At 59.9% G+C, this 18,303-nt stretch carries 16 protein-coding genes and 1 pseudogene; 6 read left to right on the forward strand and 11 right to left on the reverse strand.

The genetic code is table 11. The features are described 5' to 3' along the window. Window positions 1-12 precede the first annotated feature (12 nt). Both OR1_RS01135 and OR1_RS01140 read left to right on the forward strand, forming a co-directional pair. Entirely contained in the window at window positions 13-1,185 is a 1,173-nt protein-coding gene (locus tag OR1_RS01135; RefSeq protein WP_041969421.1) for an aminotransferase, read from the forward strand. Between the two features lie 7 nt (window positions 1,186-1,192). Further along, the gene (locus OR1_RS01140) at window positions 1,193-2,017 is read left to right on the forward strand and encodes an RMD1 family protein (RefSeq protein ID WP_041969422.1); all 825 of its coding nucleotides are present in this window, start codon (window positions 1,193-1,195) and stop codon (window positions 2,015-2,017) included. 135 nt (window positions 2,018-2,152) lie between these two features. Here OR1_RS01140 and OR1_RS01145 read toward each other — a convergent pair whose 3' ends face one another. The 6 genes from OR1_RS01145 to OR1_RS01170 all read right to left on the reverse strand — a co-directional run bounded on the left by OR1_RS01145 (window position 2,153) and on the right by OR1_RS01170 (window position 8,709). Next, the gene (locus tag OR1_RS01145) at window positions 2,153-2,461 is read right to left on the reverse strand and encodes a hypothetical protein (protein WP_041969423.1); all 309 of its coding nucleotides are present in this window, start codon (window positions 2,459-2,461) and stop codon (window positions 2,153-2,155) included. Beyond that, entirely contained in the window at window positions 2,451-2,786 is a 336-nt protein-coding gene (locus tag OR1_RS01150; RefSeq protein ID WP_041969424.1) for a hypothetical protein, read from the reverse strand. The genes OR1_RS01145 and OR1_RS01150 overlap by 11 nt, the downstream gene beginning before the upstream one ends. 418 nt (window positions 2,787-3,204) lie before the next feature. Beyond that, window positions 3,205-4,077, reverse strand: a complete 873-nt coding sequence (locus OR1_RS01155; RefSeq protein WP_041969425.1) for an ABC transporter substrate-binding protein — start codon at window positions 4,075-4,077, stop codon at window positions 3,205-3,207. Beyond that, the gene (locus tag OR1_RS22980; RefSeq protein ID WP_160295190.1) at window positions 4,077-5,939 is read right to left on the reverse strand and encodes a TonB-dependent siderophore receptor; all 1,863 of its coding nucleotides are present in this window, start codon (window positions 5,937-5,939) and stop codon (window positions 4,077-4,079) included. Before OR1_RS22980 ends, OR1_RS01155 begins: the two co-directional genes overlap by 1 nt. A gap of 74 nt (window positions 5,940-6,013) precedes the next feature. Next, window positions 6,014-6,886 carry an ABC transporter substrate-binding protein gene (locus OR1_RS01165; protein WP_041969426.1) on the reverse strand — a complete coding sequence of 291 codons (873 nt, stop codon included), beginning with the start codon at window positions 6,884-6,886 and terminating at the stop codon, window positions 6,014-6,016. Further along, window positions 6,886-8,709 carry a TonB-dependent siderophore receptor gene (locus OR1_RS01170; RefSeq protein WP_041969427.1) on the reverse strand — a complete coding sequence of 608 codons (1,824 nt, stop codon included), beginning with the start codon at window positions 8,707-8,709 and terminating at the stop codon, window positions 6,886-6,888. Before OR1_RS01170 ends, OR1_RS01165 begins: the two co-directional genes overlap by 1 nt. Before the next feature lie 195 nt (window positions 8,710-8,904). On the opposite strand from OR1_RS01170, the gene gptA reads away from it, so the two are divergent. The 3 genes from gptA to OR1_RS01180 all read left to right on the forward strand — a co-directional run bounded on the left by gptA (window position 8,905) and on the right by OR1_RS01180 (window position 12,038). Then, a complete protein-coding gene (gene gptA / locus OR1_RS21335; protein WP_082002748.1) occupies window positions 8,905-9,006 on the forward strand; it encodes a geopeptide in 102 nt (33 codons plus the stop codon). Between the two features lie 52 nt (window positions 9,007-9,058). After that, window positions 9,059-10,345, forward strand: coding sequence for a geopeptide radical SAM maturase (gptM, locus tag OR1_RS01175; protein WP_041969428.1), 1,287 nt, complete (start codon window positions 9,059-9,061; stop codon window positions 10,343-10,345). Window positions 10,346-10,466: 121 nt separating this feature from the next. Further along, window positions 10,467-12,038 carry an ATP-binding protein gene (locus tag OR1_RS01180; protein WP_041969429.1) on the forward strand — a complete coding sequence of 524 codons (1,572 nt, stop codon included), beginning with the start codon at window positions 10,467-10,469 and terminating at the stop codon, window positions 12,036-12,038. Window positions 12,039-12,051: 13 nt separating this feature from the next. Here the strand turns inward: OR1_RS01180 and OR1_RS01185 are convergent, their stop codons facing one another. The 4 genes and pseudogenes from OR1_RS01185 to cysE all read right to left on the reverse strand — a co-directional run bounded on the left by OR1_RS01185 (window position 12,052) and on the right by cysE (window position 16,667). Next, a complete protein-coding gene (locus OR1_RS01185) occupies window positions 12,052-13,467 on the reverse strand; it encodes a sigma-54 dependent transcriptional regulator (protein ID WP_041969430.1) in 1,416 nt (471 codons plus the stop codon). A gap of 22 nt (window positions 13,468-13,489) precedes the next feature. After that, window positions 13,490-14,797, reverse strand: coding sequence for a tRNA (N(6)-L-threonylcarbamoyladenosine(37)-C(2))-methylthiotransferase MtaB (mtaB, locus tag OR1_RS01190; RefSeq protein WP_041969431.1), 1,308 nt, complete (start codon window positions 14,795-14,797; stop codon window positions 13,490-13,492). After that, the gene (gene mnmA, locus OR1_RS01195) at window positions 14,794-15,858 is read right to left on the reverse strand and encodes a tRNA 2-thiouridine(34) synthase MnmA (RefSeq protein ID WP_041969432.1); all 1,065 of its coding nucleotides are present in this window, start codon (window positions 15,856-15,858) and stop codon (window positions 14,794-14,796) included. The genes mtaB and mnmA overlap by 4 nt, the downstream gene beginning before the upstream one ends. Before the next feature lie 130 nt (window positions 15,859-15,988). Further along, window positions 15,989-16,667: pseudogene (gene cysE, locus OR1_RS01200) on the reverse strand (serine O-acetyltransferase). A gap of 217 nt (window positions 16,668-16,884) precedes the next feature. On the opposite strand from cysE, the gene OR1_RS01205 reads away from it, so the two are divergent. After that, window positions 16,885-17,430, forward strand: coding sequence for a hypothetical protein (locus tag OR1_RS01205; protein WP_052440183.1), 546 nt, complete (start codon window positions 16,885-16,887; stop codon window positions 17,428-17,430). A gap of 509 nt (window positions 17,431-17,939) precedes the next feature. Here OR1_RS01205 and OR1_RS01210 read toward each other — a convergent pair. Next, a complete protein-coding gene (locus tag OR1_RS01210) occupies window positions 17,940-18,188 on the reverse strand; it encodes a hypothetical protein (protein WP_041969433.1) in 249 nt (82 codons plus the stop codon). Window positions 18,189-18,303 lie beyond the last annotated feature (115 nt).

The raw sequence follows: 18,303 nt of genomic DNA on the forward strand, positions 1-18,303 counted from the left end.
GGAGCAGAGACCATGTCCTTTCGGATCAACCCTGCCGTTGCGGCAGTCCACCCCCCGCCGATCACCGAGGTCCTGGGCTGGCTGGGAGGTCGCAAAAACAGCGATCTGGCGCTGATCGATCTCTGCCAGGCCGTCCCCTCCTACCCGCCGGCAGCGGCAATGACCAGCCATCTGAAGGCCCTGCTCGACGACCCGTTGATCGCCCGCTACACGCCGGATGAAGGTCTGGCCGAGGTCAGGGAAGCGGTCTGCGCCAGGTATCGGCGGATTTACGGCGCCGTCATCAACCCCGGCCGGATCGACCTGACCGTGGGTGCGAGCCAGGCGTTCTGGCTCGCCATGATCGGCCTCTGCGAGCCCGGTGACGAGGTGATCGTCCAGGAACCGGCCTACTTCGACCACCCGATGGGGCTCGCCATGCTCGGCATCAGGATGGTAGCGGCGCCGTTCGTCCCGGAAAACCGCGGCATCCCGGACCCGGCAACCATTGCGGCCCTGATCACCCCACGGACCAGGGCGATCCTGGTCGTCACCCCGAGCAACCCGACCGGCGCAGTCACCCCGGCGCCGGTTATCGACGAGTTGTACGAACTGGCCCGGAGCAACGGCATTCCCCTGGTGCTGGACGAGACCTACGCCGAATTCATCGCCGGAAGCCCGCGGCCCCACAACCTCTTCACCCGCCCCGACTGGCCGGAAAACTTCATCCAGATCATGTCGTTCGGCAAGACCTATGCCCTGACCGGCTTCCGCGCCGGGATGCTGGCCGCCTCGGAAGAGTTCATCGGCCAGGCGCTCAAGGCCCAGGACTCCATGACGGTCTGCCAGCCCCGCATCGCCCAGCTGGCGGTCAAATTCGGGGCCGAAAACCTGGATGACTGGGTACGGGACAACTGCCGGATGATGCAGCAGCGGCACGACCGGTTCCGGGACGAATTCACTGGACCCGGCAACCGGTTCGAACTGGTCACCAGCGGGGCGTTCTTTGCCTGGGTGCGACACCCGTTCCCGGCCAGGACCGGCCGCGAGGTGGCGCGCCTGCTGGTCGAAGAGGCCGGAGTCCTCTCCCTTCCCGGCGAGGTATTCGGCCCTGCGCTCACCCCGTACTTAAGGCTCGCCTTCGGCAACATCGACGACAGCGCCATCCCCGAGGCCGTGGCGCGGTTCCGCGCCATTGCAAAGTGAGGCCGCCATGACCGTCTACCCGTTTCTTGCCGTAGCCATCGAAGGGGATACCGACCGGAACCGGCTGGCCGCTGCACTCGGCGTCACCCGCAAGCTCTCCTGGGAAGAGCCGCTGATTCTGGCTCCGGCTGACCTCACCCTGTTCGAGGACAGCCGGATCGATGCTCCCAGGGTCTACCTGACCTCCTTCGGCTCCGCGGTGTTCTTCAACTGCCCCGACGATTTTGTGGAAAGGTTTTTTGATCGGCTGGCGCAACGCGCGGCAGGGGTGAAACCGCTGCGGCCATCCTCTTACCGGGAGCGTTACGCGCTCCGGCTGAACGAAGGGGAAAAGATCACGGTCGCCAATGACATGGCAACCATGCCGCAAGGAGAAAAGGTCTACCTGGATATCATCGCCTATGTCCTGGCCAAATCGGTTGCCCTGGAGCAGCTGGAGGCGCTGGTGGACGTGGTGTTCGACCGGATGGAGGAGATCATCGACCGTCTCGGCCGGGGCGAGCTGAAGGTCGCGGATTCCGAACTTGCCCGCACCGCCGCCACCATCCTCAACTTCAGGTACCGCTCCATCTCGCACATCATGATCCTCGACAAGCCGGACATCACCTGGGAGAGCGAGGAGGCCGACCGGTTCCACGCCACCCTGGCCAACATGTTCGAGCTCAGCCAGCGGTACAGCCAGATCCGGCAGAAATCCGACACCCTGCTCCACACCAACGAGGTTTTTGCCGGGCTCTCCCACGCCCGCCGCTCCGCCCGCCTCGAATGGATCATCATCGCCCTGATCGCAGTCGAGATCCTGCTGTTCGTCTTTGAGATGGTGCGGCACTGATCCGGGAAGCATATTGCCCTGACAAAGAAAAAGGGGTCGCGCACGTCGAGTCGGAAAGGAAGGGACCAAAACGACTCGGATGCAGCGACCCCGGCGGGGATCTCCCCAATGGCAAGCGTTAGCGGCTGACAGGCGTCAGTATTTATTGGTTGACGCCAGCTTGTTCCGCAATGGATCGGGTGTTTCAGAACTGAAGCAGTTTTGATCGGACTTATACAACTGCGCATGCACCGGGCAGGTGCAAAGATGCCCGTAACCAAACGAGAGCAGGTACGGACAGACAAACGGCACGTCTCCTTCCAGAAACAGGACACTCTCGCCGGCGCACCGCTTCACCTTGCACAACTCCCGGTCGCCGCATCGGCCCGTTTCTACACAGGCGTGCCCATGCTGGCATTTCGGCGCCAACTCCTGCAGCGCTTCTTTGGAATGTTTAGTTTTCACGCGATCTCCTGACTGATCCGGCTTCAAAATGCATGTTGTCGCTATAAACCCGGTCGATGATCTGAAAGATCTTGTCGACCAGTTCCTTTGAGGCGTCCTGATTGTCGTTATCGCTTCCGGCGGCATGGATCAACCGGTTCAACTGTTCGATCTCGGCCCGGTCGCACGGGAAAACGGCCGGGGCCTGGGCGCCGCGCTCGGTCTTGAGCATGGCGAGGTTGAGCTGGTAAAGGATGTATTCCAGCATATTGCTGGTATACGGGCTGAGACGCGAACTTCGAATCAACTCGATGTAACTGGTTATGGCTTGAAAATCCGCTGGCATGAAACCCCTCTTGGCAATGACATTATCCGGTGCTGTTTTAATGATAAAGCAACAAGCGTGCCGAACGAGCGAACTCCCCAAAATCAGGGCAGTTGACACCTGATCCGACAGAAGGTCCGGAGAGGTTCCAAACCAGGGGCAAATACCGGCCAAAAAAACAGGGTCAAAAATGGATCATTTTGCTCCATTTTTTTGAGAGTTGTTATTTTTCAATAGGTTGGATAGGGGTAAAAAATGGATCATTTTGCTCCATTTTTTTGAGAGTTGTTGTTTTTCAATTAGTTGGACAGGGGTCAAAAATGGAGCATTTTGATCCATTTTTAAAAACCGGGGGTAAAAACAGGGGAATAACGGGGTGCCCTATCAGGGGTAAACAGGGGGTCAAAAAAAATGATTTCCGGACGGAAAAAGAGGCGGGTTACTTCAGGGGAAATATGAGCTCAGGGATCTTCAGGCCGAGTTTCTGCGCAATGTTCGTATTGCTGTTGACCGCCAGCTTGCGCGGGTCCAGGAGCATGCCGGGTGCGGGAGCGCCGCCTTTCAGGAGCGATGTGGCCAGTTCCCCGGCCTGGCGCCCCATATCGACGCGATCAACGTCGATGGAGGCGGCCGCACCCTTGGGGAGGTACAGTTCGCTGAAGGCAATGACAGGAACCTTGTTGCGGGCGGAAAAGCCGAAATACGCCTCAAGCGACGCCGTGGTCACCGCGGTGGTGTCGGGCACCATCCAGACGGCATCGACAACCCCCTTGAACTGATCGATCGTGGCCACAACGGTTCGGGGGTCTTTCACTTCGCGGGCCACGAGTTTGATGCCGGCGTTATCTGCCGCCGCCAGGGCCCGCTTCAGGTAATTGCCGGTGCGGCTCGGGTCGTACACCACCCCGACCTTTTTGGCGCCCATGCCGGAAAAGAGCTGCATGTACCTGACCGGTGCCGGGGCGACCGAGACGCCGTGGATATTCCCGGCCGCCGGGCGCGGGAGCCCCTGGCCGAGCGCCATCAACGATATTACCGGCACCTGGCGGACCTTTTTCGCCCGGCTGAGCGCCGGGTCGCCCACGGCCAGCACCAGCCGCGGCTGTTCTTCCTTGACGATCCGCACCAGATCGACATCGGCGTAGTCGGAGAGGAGGATGGTCTGCGTGGCGCCGCCGAACACCTCCCTGAAGCCGCGGATCGCCTCGGCATAGGCAGCGCCGTTGCCCGACTGCACGATCAGCACCTCCACGGCCAGGGCCGGGGCAACGCTCAGAATGATGAACGCTATGGCAATAAATAGCGTCCACATCAAAATTTAAACCTCACCCCACCCTCAAACCAACGGGGGGTATTCTTGTACAGCTCGGTATCGGTGGTCTGGACGCCGTCGAACAGGTTGCGGGCCGAGAAGAACAGCTCCGGCGACAGCTCCTTGGCCGGGCAGAGCTTCCAGTTCAGGTGCAGGTCCCAGATCATGGCCGCAGCGTACATAGTGCCGCTGGTGGCGTTCCAGTTGACATGGTTACCGGTCAGACTTCCCCGCAGGCCAAGGTCGCTATTGTCGTAGTTAAGGCCCAGTTTCAGAACGTGCGGCGGTACAGCCCACTGGCTGCTGGACTTGACCCGCTCGCCGGTATCGACGTCCTTCACGGAGGAGAAGGTATAACCGGTCGACAGAGAGAAGCCATAGAGCGGCACGGTGCGTGCTTCCAGCTCAATCCCCTGGCGGTTCTGGTTCTGCAACACTATATCACCCGTCGACTCGATGTCGCGCAGCCAGTTGAAGAAATAGGTTCCCTTGAGCCAGAGGTACGGGATATCGCTCGATTCAAACCCGGCCTGCACGGTACGGACCTTCATCAGACCGTGCGTGGTTAGCGGCGTCGGCAGGCCATAACCCTGAGCGCCATAGGCACGGAGCAGACTATTCTCGGTCAGCCGCCAGGTGGCGCCGAGAGTATAACTGAAGTATTCGCTGGAAAGTCCTGTGTGGTCAACGCGGATGCCGGGTAACACAGCTAGGGGACCGAGGGTGTAGCTACCGTTGGCGTAAAGCGCCCAGCGGTCCCAGGCCCGGTCAAAGATCGGCGGGTCCGTAGTCACTAGATCCCGATTTCTGGCCTCGGCATGGAGATACTCCAGACCGGCCACCAGGTTCTTCTGGCTGTCACCCCAGTTGAGACGAGCGTTGACACCACGGCTGCGATCTCGCGTCTCTATTTCATTGTCATTAACGACAGTGCCATTGTCGATATAACCCAATGTGGCGAGTACGAATTTATCCGTAAGATAACCTTCGATCTCCATCTTGAACCGCTCGCCCAACGGCTGGTCAAGCCTGAGAAACCCGTATTGACGACGGTGGTCGCTATTGTCATGGACAACGATATCCCAGCTGGCCAGGTACCCCTCATCCATCCCCCGGCGATCGCCCAGGTATGAGTAGCCAAAGGTAAGGGTGCCGTTGGTGGGGAGGAGGTACGAAAATTTGGCGTAGAGATTGTTGAAGTTGACAGCGTTGTTGGGGAGCAGGCCGTCGGAGCGGAGGTTGCCGGCAGTGAGATAGTAACCGAACCGGTCGATGGTGCCGGAGAGTTCGGCCCGGGAATCGGCCGTGAACCGCTCGCCGATAGAGCCGGAGAGCATGCCCGAGGCAAGGCGTTCCGGGTTCGGCTCCTTGGTTACAATATTGATCACCCCGCCGAGTGCCGGTCCCCAGGCAGTGGAGGCCGCGCCCTTGACGATCTCGATCCGTTCAATCTGCTGCACCGGGATTGCACCCGGCTCGGCCATATTAGACTGGAAATCGTTCTGCCGCACCCCGTCGATAAGAACCAAGACGGTGGTATTATTCGCCCCCTGGATATTGAAGAAGGTGAAGGAGCCGGGGGTGCGCAGGTAATCGAGCTGGATGCCGGGAACGGTCTGGAGCACATCGGCCAGGGTGTGGGCATTGAGCCGTTCGATCTCTTCGGCAGTGATGACCGTGACGTTTTCGGCAATCTTGGAGGCAGGGCGGGGGAAATGGGACGAGGTTACGACGATCTCTTCGTCGGCCAGGCCGAATGCATTCTGCACCTCCGGGTCAGCGGCGAATGCAGGCGCGCCAAGGCATGCCAAAAGCAGGGCCGGAAGAAAGACGAGCAGATGTAAGGGATTATACCGTCGCAAATTCGCTCTTAAGTAATGGCACAGAACCGACAGGGTATCAAAATCCGGCTCCATGGCGCTTGGGCGGTCGCGGGTTACTTCTGGGGGAATATGAGATCCGGGATCTTCAGGCCGAGTTTCTGCGCAATGCTCGTATTGCTGTTGACCTCAAGCTTGCGCGGGTCCAGGAGCGTGCCGGGTGCGGGAGAGCCGCCTTTCAGGAGCGATGTGGCCAGTTCTCCGGCCTGGCGCCCCATATCGACGCGATCAACGTCGATGGAGGCGGCCGCGCCCTTGGGGAGGTACAGTTCGCTGAAGGCAATGACAGGAACCTTGTTGCGGGCCGAGAAGCCGAAATACGCCTCCAGCGACGCCGTGGTCACTGCGGTGGTGTCGGGCACCATCCAGACGGCATCGACAACCCCCTTGAACTGATCGATCGTGGCCACAACGGTTCGGGGGTCTTTCACTTCGCGGGCCACGAGCCTGATGCCGGCGTTATCCGCCGCCGCCAGGGCCCGCTTCAGGTAATTGCCGGTGCGGCTCGGGTCGTATACCACCCCGACCTTTTTGGCGCCCATGCCGGAAAAGAGCTGCATGTACCTGACCGGCGCCGGGGCGACCGAGACGCCGTGGATATTCCCGGCCGCCGGGCGCGGGAGCCCCTGACCGAGCGCCAGCAACGATATTACCGGCACCTGGCGGACCTTTTTCGCCTTGGCGAGCGCCGGGTCGCCCACGGCCAGCACCAGCCGCGGCTGTTCTTCCTTGACGATCCGCACCAGGTCCACATCGGCATAGTCGGAGAGCAGGATGGTCTGCGTGGCGCCGCCGAACACCTCCCTGAAGCCGCGGATCGCCTCGGCATAGGCAGCGCCGTTGCCCGACTGCACGATCAGCACCTCTACGGCCAGGCAGGGTGCGGCGCTCATGACGAAGAGCGCTATGGCAATAAATAGCGTCCTCATCAGAATTTAAACCTCACCCCACCCTCAAACCACCGAGGGTTGTTCTTCCACAGGTCATTGGTGTACTGGTTGCCGTCGAACAGGTTGCGGGCCGAGAAGAACAGCTCCGGCGACAGCTCTTTAGCCGGGAACAGCTTCTGGTTCAGGTGCAGGTCCCAGATCAGTCCGCCCTCTTTGACCGGACCGGCAGAGCTGGGCCAATGGATGTAATTGCCGATCAACGCACCGCGCAGGCCAATATCTTTGTTGTCGTAGTTGAGGGCCAGCTTGAGGCCGTTGGTGGGTATCCACGATGGGCGTTCATCGGTTGTCGCGTCCCTGACCTCGGCATAGGTATAGCCAGCGGTCAGGTAAGCCCCGTAAACGGGCGATGTGTGGGCCTCCAGCTCAAAGCCGCGTCTTTTCTGCTCGGTAAGGGTAACGAGCACATCCGGGAAGTTGCTATTGTCGTCGTTCTCAATATGCCAGGTGTCGCTCTGGAACAGGGTCCCTTTCAGCCAGAGATATGGGATCTCCGCGGTCTCGAAGCCGCCCTGCATGGTCCAGATCTGCTGGAGCTTGTTCTGGAAATTGATGAGCGGCATGCTGTAGCCGCGGGCGCCATAGGCGCGGAGCAGGGTCTTGTCGGTGATTTTGTAGGTGGCGCCAAGGGTATAGCTGAAGGCATTGTCGTCAAGGCCGGTATAATCGTAGCGTACACCCGGAAGGATGGTCAGCGGCCCAAGTGAATAGGCTCCGTTCAGGTAAACGTCGTAGCGGTCCAGTTTCCGGTCGAAGTTGGTGTAGGGTTGATCAACGAGCGGATCCCTGGTCTTAATCGAGTCATGGACATACTCCATGCCGAAAACCAGGTTACGTTCGGCGTCACCCCAGTTAAGCCTGATGCCTGTCCCCCAGGAATCCTCCTGTGTCTTAATATCAGCAAGGAGGTCCGGAATGGTTACAAACCCCCACTTGGTCCACATCTCCTTGTGGCCCAACCGGCCGGTCAGTTCCAGGTTCAGCCGGTCCGCCAGCGGGTAACTGAAGTTCAGATAACTGCTGCCGTAATATGACCCAGAGGAATCGCGGATATCGAACGGGATGGACTCCTCCAGCCCGCGGGAAGAGTCGCGGTAATCCAGCCCCAGGGTCAGGGTCCCCTTGGTCGGCAGGTCGTAGGTAAACTTGCCGAAAAAATGGTTGAGTTTTGTCCAGTTCCCCTGGTTCAAACCGTCGGAGTGGAGGTTGCCGCCGGTGAGGTAATAGCCGAAACGGTCGATCGTCCCGGTCAGTTCCCCATGCAGATCGGTAGTGTAGCTGCTTCCGATCGAGGCAGAGGCTGTGCCGGCCACCCGCCGCTCCGGGTCCGGCGACTTGGTGATGACGTTGATCACCCCGCCGAGCGCTGGTCCCCAGGCAGTGGAGGCTGCCCCCTTGATGATCTCCACCCGCTCGATCTGCTGCACCGGGATCAAACCGATCTCGGCAGAAGTGTTATTGGCAGCAAGGAAATTCTGCGGCACCCCGTCGATCATCACCAGGATATGGCCGTCGCCGCTGTAAGTGCCGTTTATGGAGAAAAAACCCCAGCTGCCCGGGGTGCGGACCTGGTCGAGCTGAAAACCGGAGACTGTCTGAAGCACCTCGGCCAGGGTATGGGCATTGAGCCGTTCGATCTCTTCGGCAGTGACAACCGTGACGTTTTCGGCAATCTTGGAGGCAGGGCGGGGAAAATGGGACGAGGTTAATTCGGTTTCGTCATCGCCAAGGCCTAGCGACGCCACCACCTCATCGTCCGCAGCCAGGGCGGGCGCAGCAACATAGGCCGAAAGTACGGCCAATAGGACTAGAAAAAGATGTAAGAAATTGTAACGTCTCAGAATCAGCCCTTAAGATGCATTTTATCGAACCGATACAATAGCTAAGCCGCGCTGCTGTAAAATTGGGGCATAAGGTAGCAGAATTTACGCATTAAATCCAGATAATATTCTTTTCATCCAGCAGCGATGAAAGATCACCACCAAGGAGGCAATATCATGGCAACCGAAGAGAAAGGACTGGAGGTCCTGGACGAAGGGATCGAGAACTGCGAAGAGGTAGCTAAGTGCTGCACAACCGTCAATCAGGCACGCACCTGAGCGGAAAACAGAAAGGGGGCTGCCGCCCCCTTTTGCATTTCATGGAGCCGTCATGCCGCTGTCCCGCTACCTGAAAATCTACCACGACCGCGACCGGCCGGGCCATTACCTCCTCTACTCCACGAAAAAGGGGTCGCTCATCCGGCTCTCCGCGGCCAAACTGGCCTTGGCCGCCGGTGACGGCGAACTGCCTGCGGCCGACAGGGAGACGCTGACCCGGCTGGAGATGCTGGTGGACGACCCGGCAGCGGAGCGGGCCGCCATGGCCGGTATCGTGGCCAGGAGCAACGAGCGGAGCACCAGCTTCTCGGCAACTGTGGCTCTGACCATGGCGTGCAACCTCGCCTGTCCCTACTGCTTTGAAGAGGGTTTCCGCCATAACCAGGCCATGACCGACGAGACTGCCGGGCTGCTGACAGGATACATCCAAAGGGAGCAGATAGCCAAGGGACGGAATGTGCAGATCCGCTTCTACGGCGGCGAGCCGTTGATGGCGCTTGCCATGCTGAAGCGGATCGCGGCCGAACTGCAGGAGGCGGCCAACCAACAGGGGACCGAATTCCGCTGCACCATGGTGACCAACGCCACCCTCCTCACCCCGCAAGTGGTGGCAGAACTGCTGCCGCTGGGGCTGACTGCCGCCCAGGTGACGCTCGACGGGCCGAAGGAGATCCACGACCCGCAACGCCCCTTCGTATCCGGCAAGGGGAGCTTCGACACCATCCTGGCCAATCTCGTTGCGGTCCACCGGATGGTCACCCTGAAGCCGGGCGGCAACTTCACCCGCGACAATTATCGCGAGTTCCCGCGGCTGCTCGATAGCATGCTGGCCGCTGGGATCGACCCGCAGCGGCTCGACCCGGTCATCTTTGCGCCGATCCTCCCCAAATCCGGCAACAGTGCGGTTCGAGACGCGGCCGGGTGCTGCGTGTCGTGCGCAGAGCCGTGGCTGGCCGAAGCGGCCGTGATGCTGCGGCAAGAGACGAAGAAGCGCGGGTTCAAGGTGGAGAAGCCGGCCATGGGGGCATGCATGGTGGAGTTCGGCAACGACATGGTGGTGAACTGGGACGGCAGCATCTACAAATGCCCCGGCTTCATGGGGTGGCCGGAACTGAGCATCGGCACGCTGGCAACCGGGATCAGGGAGTACGGCGAATCGCACAACCTCAAGCTCTGGCAGAACGACGAATGCCTGGACTGCCCCTACCTGCCGCTCTGCTTCGGCGGCTGCCGCCTGATTACCTACCAGCAGACCGGCGCCATGAAGCAAGCAGCCTGCCGCCGCGATTATTACGACGCATGCCTGGAACAACTGATCAACCCATCATCACCCTGCTGAAGCTTACAAAAGTTTTCACTCTCCCCTATTCGGCATATAATATGCTATCCTTTCAATTACACGAAATCAAAGGATAAACGCCCGTCGGGTCGTTTCGGGCCATCAAAATCAGGGGAAATAGATGCTTTCAGGAGTTCACAAAATCAGGGTACCCGCAAGCCTTCGGTTCCGGCTGTTCGCCGCCTTCTCGGCCTTTGCCCTGCTCATGTCCACTGTCTTCACCGCCCTCTGGATTTTGCACGACATGCCGATATACAAGGCCAATTCCGTGGAAAAGGCCAACCTCCTTGCCGGCCAGCTCTCCAGCTCGATCCGCCTGCCGCTCTTTGCCGGCGACCGGGAGGCGGTTGCCCGGTATGCCGGCGAAACCGCCCGGCAGCACGGGGTGCACCGGGTAATCGTGCTGGATGAAAAGGGGCTGGTGATTTCGGACGTGTCGCTGTCGCCCGGTGCCCCGGACGCCAAGCACCTGAAGATCGAAGCCGGGGTCGTTGCCGGCGATTTCGGGCCGTCCGTGGACCAGCTGATGAGCGGCGGGGCCGCCTCCAGGGGTAAGATCGGCACGGTGCAGCTGGAGATGAACGACGATGAGCTGAACCGGCAGATCTACTCCCTGCTGCTGACCTCCATCATCACCGGGATCGTTTTCTGGCTGCTGTTCATGGTCATCGGCTACCAGATTGTCAGGTGGGCGACCCAGTCGATCGAGCCGCTGGTGAACGGCCTCAGGACGATGCATAGCGGCGATTACAGCGCCAGGATCGCCACCTGCGGCCAGGACGAGCTGGCGGAAGCCGCCACGGCTATCAACCAGCTGGCCGAGGCGTTGCAGTTACGCGAGGCCGAAAACGCCCGGCTCAACAACGAACTGATCGACGCCATGAAAAACGAGGTGCGGGACGAGCGGCGCAAGATCATGGCCAAGCTGATCCAGACCAACCGGATGACCTCGCTGGGGCTGCTGGTATCGGGCGCGGCGCATGAGATCAATACCCCCAACGGCGCCATCAGGCTGGCAGGGCAGAAGTTCGCCCGGATCTGGGACGGCGCGGCCCGGATTCTGGACCGGATGAAACGGGACGAGGGGGATTTTCTCCTGGGCGGGGTCAATTACACCGTGGCCAGGATCGAGGTCACCAATTCGCTGGAGCTGATCGAACGCTGCACCGGCAGGATCGACCAGGTCCTGAAGAACCTGAGGCAGTACAGTATCGGCGAGCAGAGCCAGCTGACCGAAAATATCAGCATCAACGGCGTGGTCAATGACGCGCTGGCGATCATAGCCGCTCACCGGCAGATGGAGGATATCGCCATCGACCGGCAGCTCAATGAGGGGATACCGCCGGTGACCGGGAACCGTTACCAGCTCGGCCAGGTGGTCACCAACCTGCTGCTGAACGCGGTACAGGCCATTCCCGAGGGACGGCGGGGGACAATCGCCGTGATTACCGGCAGGGACGATACAACCGGGGATATTACGGTTACGGTGAGGGACAACGGGGCCGGGATTGCCGACGAGGTCAGGGGGAGGCTCATGGAGCCGTTCTTCTCGACCCGCTTTGAAAAGGGTGGGAGCGGCCTCGGCCTGTACATCTCCAACTATATCGTCAGCGAGCACAACGGCTCGCTCACGTTCGATTCGGGCCGGGACCGGGGGACATCGTTTACGGTCAGGCTCCCCGCAGCCCACTAGCAGGCCCCCCGCCTTACCCTTCTTCGAGTTTCCGGCGCAGGGTATGGCGGCCGATCCCGAGGATATCCGCAGCCATCCCCTTCCTGCCTTCGCTCCGCTTCATCGCCTCCTGGATCATGATATGCTCGATCTGCTCCAGGGTGGGGAATTCGGGAAACACCAGATGCATGCTGAACGGCCCTTTCCCGGCCGACCCGTCCGTGTCCCCCACCACCTCCTGCTTCAGTGACAACCCCGGAAAATCGTGCTGGGTCAGCAGCCCGCTCCGGCTGACCACGACCGCGTTGCTGACCCGGTTGACCAGCTCCCTGACATTGCCCGGGAAGTCGTAATTGCCGAGCAGGTACTGCAACTCGGTAGAAAGCCGCGGCGCCGGCCTCCCCACGCTCTTTGCCGCCTGCCTGGCATAATGGTTCACCAGGGGCAGGATATCCTCCTTCCGCTCCCGTAGCGGGGGAATATGCAGCTGGTGGTAACAGAGCCGGTGAAACAGGTCTTCCCGGAACTTCCGCTCGCTGATCAGCTTTTTGAAATCACGGTTGGAGGCGGTGACGATCCGGGCGTCGCTCTTCATGACGTAATCCGACCCGAGCCGGTAATACTCGTTCTCCTGCAGCAGCCTGAGCAGCTTGACCTGGGAGTCGTGGCTGAGATCGCCGATCTCGTCCAGGAACAGGGTCCCGCCCTGGGCCTGGGCGATCAGACCGTCGCGCTGCTCGGCCGCGCCGGTGAACGCCCCTTTCTTGTGCCCGAACAGGGTATCGTCAAACATCAGCGGGTCGAGTCCGGCGACATTGATCGGCACGAACTTCCCCTTCAGCCCGCTCGCCTTGTGCACCGCTGATGCGATCAGCTCCTTGCCGACCCCGGTTTCGCCGGTGATGAACACCGGATACCGGGAGGGGGAGATGGTCTCGATCAGCTTGAAGATCGACCGCATCTTTTCACTGCTGGTGATGATCTGCTTGAAGTTGTCCGGCTTCTCCAGAGGGGTGCCGAGCAGGTATTCCTTGAGCTGGCGGTTCTGGCTGGCGAGTTCCGATATCTTGAGTGCATTGGTCAGGCAGGTGATGAGGCGGTTGGAATCGACCGGCTTGGTGAGATAATCGATGGCCCCGAGCTTGATGCAGCTGACCGCATTGCCGACATCGCTGATTCCGGTCATCACGACCACCGGCAGGGACGGACAGGTCTTGTTGACCACCGGCAGCAGGTCCGAACCGGTCACCACCGGCATTACCCAGTCCATGAACAGGACCGCGTAATTATTCTTCTCCAGCTCGGCCAGGAGCCGGCTGCTGTCGTCCAGGGTAACCGCCTTGCAGAGGCCGCTGCTTTCAGCGACGAAGCGGATCTCGTTCAGGAAATCGCGGTCGTCGTCGAGAAACAGGGCGACCGGCAAAGGTGTGGCTGCAAATCTGTCGGGCATATCGGTTTTTCCCCCTGCAGGGCTATTGCAACAGTTCTGCCATTATTGCGCCGTTCCGGACCCAGGTCACCCGGACCGGGACGATCCGGTTCCCCAGATCTTCATCGGACTCGAAACAGACGCTCAGGTAATTCGGCGTCAGGCCGTGCCAGAGCCGGTCACCGGACCGCTGCAGCACCAGCGCCTCCAGGGTCCGGCCGGCAAAACGGCTCTGATACTGGAGCTTCTTCCGTTCCCCGAGGTTCCGCAACTGCTCGGCCCTGGCGGTGACCACGCTGCTCTGCAGATGACCCGGCATTGCGGCCGCCGCAGTGCCGGGACGGGACGAAAACGGGAACACATGCAGGTATGCGACCGGCAGATCTTCGATGAGTTGCACCGTTGCGGAAAAATCCGCCACGGTTTCACCCGGGAACCCGGCAATGACGTCGAAACCGAGGCAGAGGTCCGGAACCCTGGCCACTGCCCTGAGACAGAGATCCCGGAAGCCGCTTCCTCCGTAGCGCCGGTTCATCCGGGAGAGCACCGCGTCGGAACCGCTCTGCAGCGGGAGATGGAGATGGGGGGCGATCAGTCCGGAGGCGGCGATGAAGTCGAGCAGTTCCGGCGTAATATCCTGCGGCTCCAGGGAGCCGAGCCGGAGACGCTCGACCGCCCGCTGCTTTTCGATCTTTTGCAGCAGCCGGAGCAGGGAGTTCGGCGGCGAAAGATCCCGGCCGTAGCACCCCAGGTGAATCCCGGTCAGGACGATCTCGCGGAACCCTTCGGCAGCAAGGCGGGCCACGCCGTCGAGCACCTCTTCCGCTGCCACGCTCCGGCTCCGGCCCCGCGCATACGGCACGATGCAGTAGGAGCAGAAACTGTCGCAGCCGTTCTGGATCTGCAAAAAGGCGCGGGTATGCTCGCTGAAGCTCGAAAGCTGCAAGCCGGCGGTTTCGGAAAGGCCGCCGATATCGGATACGAGCACCCGCTGCGGAGTCCCGGCGGCTGTCAGCAGCTCGGGCAGACGCCGCTTCTCTTCGTTGCCGATCACCAGCTCGACCTCGGCCATGGCCGAGAGCTGTTCCGGCGCCACCTGGGCATAGCAGCCGGTAACGATGATCCGCGCCGCCGGGTTGCGCCGTTTGGCCCGGCGCACCAGCTTGCGCGACTCGGCATCGGTCCTGGCCGTGACCGTGCAGGTATTGATGACGTAGAACTCCGCCGGCTCCTCGAACGGCACAACAGCGAAGCCGCTCTGCTCAAGGCTTTCGATCATGGCCGCCGACTCGAACTGGTTGGTCTTGCAGCCAAGGGTGGTTACGGCGACCCGTTTCTGTTCACTATTCAAAGTTCACCCTTCACCCCTTTTTCAATCCAGCCGCCGCCGAGCACCAGATCGTTGTCGTACAGGACCACTGCCTGGCCCGGGGTGACCGATTTCTGCGGCTGACTGAAGCTGACAGCGATCATCCCGTTCCCGGCGTCCGTCACCGCGCAGGCGGCAGGCTGGTGGCGGTACCGGATCTTGCAGGCCGCCTGCAGGGGGAGCGCCGGGGTGCAGAGCCAGTTGAAGCCGGATGCCAGCAGGCCGTTGCAGTATAGATCCCCCTCGATCCCGGCGATTACTTCGTTCCGGGCGGCATCGACCCCAAGGACGTAGAGCGGCTCTGAATATGCGATGCCGAGCCCGCGGCGTTGGCCGACGGTGTAACGGTGGATGCCATGATGCCTTCCCAAGACCCTGCCGCTACCGTCTATAACCGCCCCTTCCCGCGCTGAGAGGCCGCACTCTGCTTCCAGGAACCGGACATAGTCGTCGTCCGGGATGAAACAGATCTCCTGGCTTTCTCCCTTGTCCTTGACCGGCAGTCCGAACTCGGCGGCCATTGTTCTTACCCGGTCCTTGGTGAGCCCGCCGAGCGGGAACATGACCCGGGCCAGCTGTTCTGAGCCGAGGGCGAACAGGAAATAAGACTGGTCCTTGCGGGGATCGATCCCCTTGAGCAGCCGGCTGGCTCCGGCCTCCGGGTGTTCGACCCGGGCGTAATGGCCGGTGGCCAGGAAATCGGCCCCCAGCTCCAAGGCGAGGTCGAGCAGCAGGCCGAACTTGATCAGCGGGTTACACCGGGCGCACGGGTTGGGGGTGCGGCCGCTACGGTACTCGGCTGCGAAATAATCCTTGACCGCCTTACGGAACGGCTCTACCAGGTTGACGGTATGGTGCGGAATCCCGAGATGGCCGGCCACGGCCGCGGCATCGTCGATATGCTGCCGCCGTTCGTCGTCCAGCACCTGCATGGTGATGCCGAAGACCTCGTGTCCGGCCTTTTGCAGCATGGCGGCAGTAACCGAGGAATCGACCCCGCCGCTCATCGCCACTGCGATCTTCATTTTTCCCGGCCCGGACATCGGCTCTCCAAAATAAAGAGGAAGCCCGAAGGCTTCCCGAAAATTACCAGTATTTCTGCCTAACATTTCTTACCGCAAAGACGCAAAGTTCGCAAAGAAAAAACAGAAGATTTTTTTGAATTACCGTTGTTTATTGCCGGTTAACAACCTTCTTCAGCTCCTCGTGCTCTTTGGCCAGCTCGGCGTATTTCTTTTCCAGCTCCCGGATCTGGTCGAACAGGCAGGAAATCGCCTTGGCCTCCGGGTCCGGCATCTTGCCATGTTCGAGATCCGGCTTGCCGACCTTTTTCTCTTCAGAGGCCATGACCACTCGGCCGGGGATGCCGACCACGGAGGCGTGCGGCGGGACCTCCTTGACCACGACGGAGTTCGAGCCGATCTTGCTGTCGTTGCCGACCGTGAACGGCCCGAGCACCTTGGCGCCGGAACCGATCACCACATTGTCGCCGATGGTGGGATGGCGCTTGACCTTGTCCCAGGTGACCCCGCCCAGGGTGACGCCGTGATACATGGTAACGTTGTCGCCGATCTCGGCGGTCTCGCCGATCACTACCCCCATGCCGTGATCGATGAAAAACTTCCGGCCGATCCTGGCGCCGGGATGGATCTCGATACCGGTGATGAACCGGCTGACCTGCGAGGTGAGCCGCCCCAGGAAAAACCAGTTCGTGCGTCCAGAACCAGTGGGCGATCCGGTGCATCCAGATCGCATGGAGCCCCGGATAGCAGAACAGCACCTCAAGAAAGTTCCGGGCCGCCGGGTCGCGGTCGAAAACCGAATTTATGTCTTCTTTCATCCTGCTAAACATATATCACCTCACCCCGGAACCCGCCGACAGCAGGGCTGTCCCGGCACAATGCGAAAAGATATTGAAATCAGATAATAATTATCTGGTAACATACCTGACCATTTATATCAATTATTATTTCCCCATCTCAAGCCGCAACATCCGGATATGACTGCTCCCCTTGCAATACCGTTATCATCTGCTATGGTTGAAGAATTGTGCACACAGGAGAAATACCTTGCTACTTCCGGAAGATCAGGAAAAATATCCATTTGCGAGTGTGCTCGACATCGATCCACACGAACGGCTGGCCACCCTGGAAAAGGAGATCGCCGGGGTGAGCGCTGTTGAGCTGCTGTCCCGGGGGCTCGCTGCACTGGACTCCGATTCCCTCCTTGCCCTAGTCTGCCTCGAACGCGCCAACGAAGAGATCCGGACCCCGGAGCTGCACTCCGCCCTGGGGTTCTGCCTGGCAAAGGAGCGAGTCGAGTTCGGCCGCGCCATGGAACTCTGCCGCGCCGCCATCGATGCCGAGCCGGGCAACACCAGGCATTATCTCTATCTCGGCCGGGTCTTTCTCATGCAGGGAAAGAAAAACGAGGCCCTGGAAGTATACCACGAAGGACTCAGCCATGGGGACGATGCCGAGATAAAAGCGGACATAAAACTGGTGGGATCGCGCCGCCGCCCGGTAATCCCGATCCTGCAGCGGGAGCATATCCTCAACCGGTCGCTCGGCTATATCATCGAAAAGGTCTCACGGAAGAAGAAAAAAGTAGATTAGCCCCCCCGCCTGCCTGTGCTATCATCGTTTTATCAAGATGAGACGTGAACTCGCAGAAAACAACGGTAACATTAATAACAGTATTTTATTCCGCGTAGTTATATAAATACTTACATTAACTAACAAATATAGTTATATATTTTTAACAATATTTTGCAGTAAGCTTTTTCGACATTACGATATCGATATCTTTTACTAAAACAAATAATGCTTATCACCAATTCCTCCCGTTGGACCGGCTAATCAATGAGAACCGGAGCTTCCAGCACCCTCCATCTCTCATAGCTGTCGCAAAGGTATGCCTGATCGCCAAGCCTGATCGCCAAGCCTGGTCGCCCGGTTGCAGGGAGCCCTCTTTGTCCCGTGTTGGGCCACCAGTCCCAAACTGGTAAGACTCCGCCCTCCCCCCCAGTACTCGCAAGTTTCGCAACATTTCCAAACAGTATCTATCGGTTGCACCATGGCTGTACCCTCCCATCCAGATCATTGCCAGTTCAGTTCAGATAGCATCATGCATGTCCAACCTTCACCCAGCGACGGCCATCGCGATACTTGAGAATTTTGCCGCAGGCGAGCAGTTCCGTAAGCATCCCCCTGGAGATAGACAGCGAACAGTGGTCCTGGTCGACAATCTTCACCAGAAGATCGCTCCCCTGTTCCCGTGCCTTCCAACGGAGGAAATCGACAACAAAGAACAAGGTCCCGAGAGCAACCGATGTGAAACCGATGATTACGAATGCCAGAATTAGTTCGTTCATGACATAACCTCCCAGGATTTATCGTTTTATTTGAGTTTACTGTAGGAGATAAATGGGTGATAAACAATCACCGGAGGTAGGTGAAAACGGGGTAATTTGGGGGAGAGCAAAAGGG

Origin of the sequence: Geobacter sp. OR-1 (assembly GCF_000813145.1) — a bacterium.
In the GTDB taxonomy this organism is placed as follows: domain Bacteria; phylum Desulfobacterota; class Desulfuromonadia; order Geobacterales; family DSM-12255; genus Geoanaerobacter.

Excerpts from the sequence above, each read along its gene's own strand:
- OR1_RS01135 (WP_041969421.1), top strand. The coding sequence starts at position 13 with ATGTCCTTTCGGATCAACCCTGCCGTTGCGGCAGTCCACCCCCCGCCG.
- OR1_RS01140 (WP_041969422.1), top strand. The coding sequence starts at position 1,193 with ATGACCGTCTACCCGTTTCTTGCCGTAGCCATCGAAGGGGATACCGAC.
- OR1_RS01150 (WP_041969424.1), bottom strand. The coding sequence starts at position 2,786 with ATGCCAGCGGATTTTCAAGCCATAACCAGTTACATCGAGTTGATTCGA.
- OR1_RS01155 (WP_041969425.1), bottom strand. The coding sequence starts at position 4,077 with ATGTGGACGCTATTTATTGCCATAGCGTTCATCATTCTGAGCGTTGCC.
- OR1_RS01165 (WP_041969426.1), bottom strand. The coding sequence starts at position 6,886 with ATGAGGACGCTATTTATTGCCATAGCGCTCTTCGTCATGAGCGCCGCA.
- gptA (WP_082002748.1), top strand. The coding sequence starts at position 8,905 with ATGGCAACCGAAGAGAAAGGACTGGAGGTCCTGGACGAAGGGATCGAG.
- gptM (WP_041969428.1), top strand. The coding sequence starts at position 9,059 with ATGCCGCTGTCCCGCTACCTGAAAATCTACCACGACCGCGACCGGCCG.
- OR1_RS01180 (WP_041969429.1), top strand. The coding sequence starts at position 10,467 with ATGCTTTCAGGAGTTCACAAAATCAGGGTACCCGCAAGCCTTCGGTTC.
- OR1_RS01185 (WP_041969430.1), bottom strand. The coding sequence starts at position 13,467 with ATGCCCGACAGATTTGCAGCCACACCTTTGCCGGTCGCCCTGTTTCTC.
- mnmA (WP_041969432.1), bottom strand. The coding sequence starts at position 15,858 with ATGTCCGGGCCGGGAAAAATGAAGATCGCAGTGGCGATGAGCGGCGGG.
- OR1_RS01210 (WP_041969433.1), bottom strand. The coding sequence starts at position 18,188 with ATGAACGAACTAATTCTGGCATTCGTAATCATCGGTTTCACATCGGTT.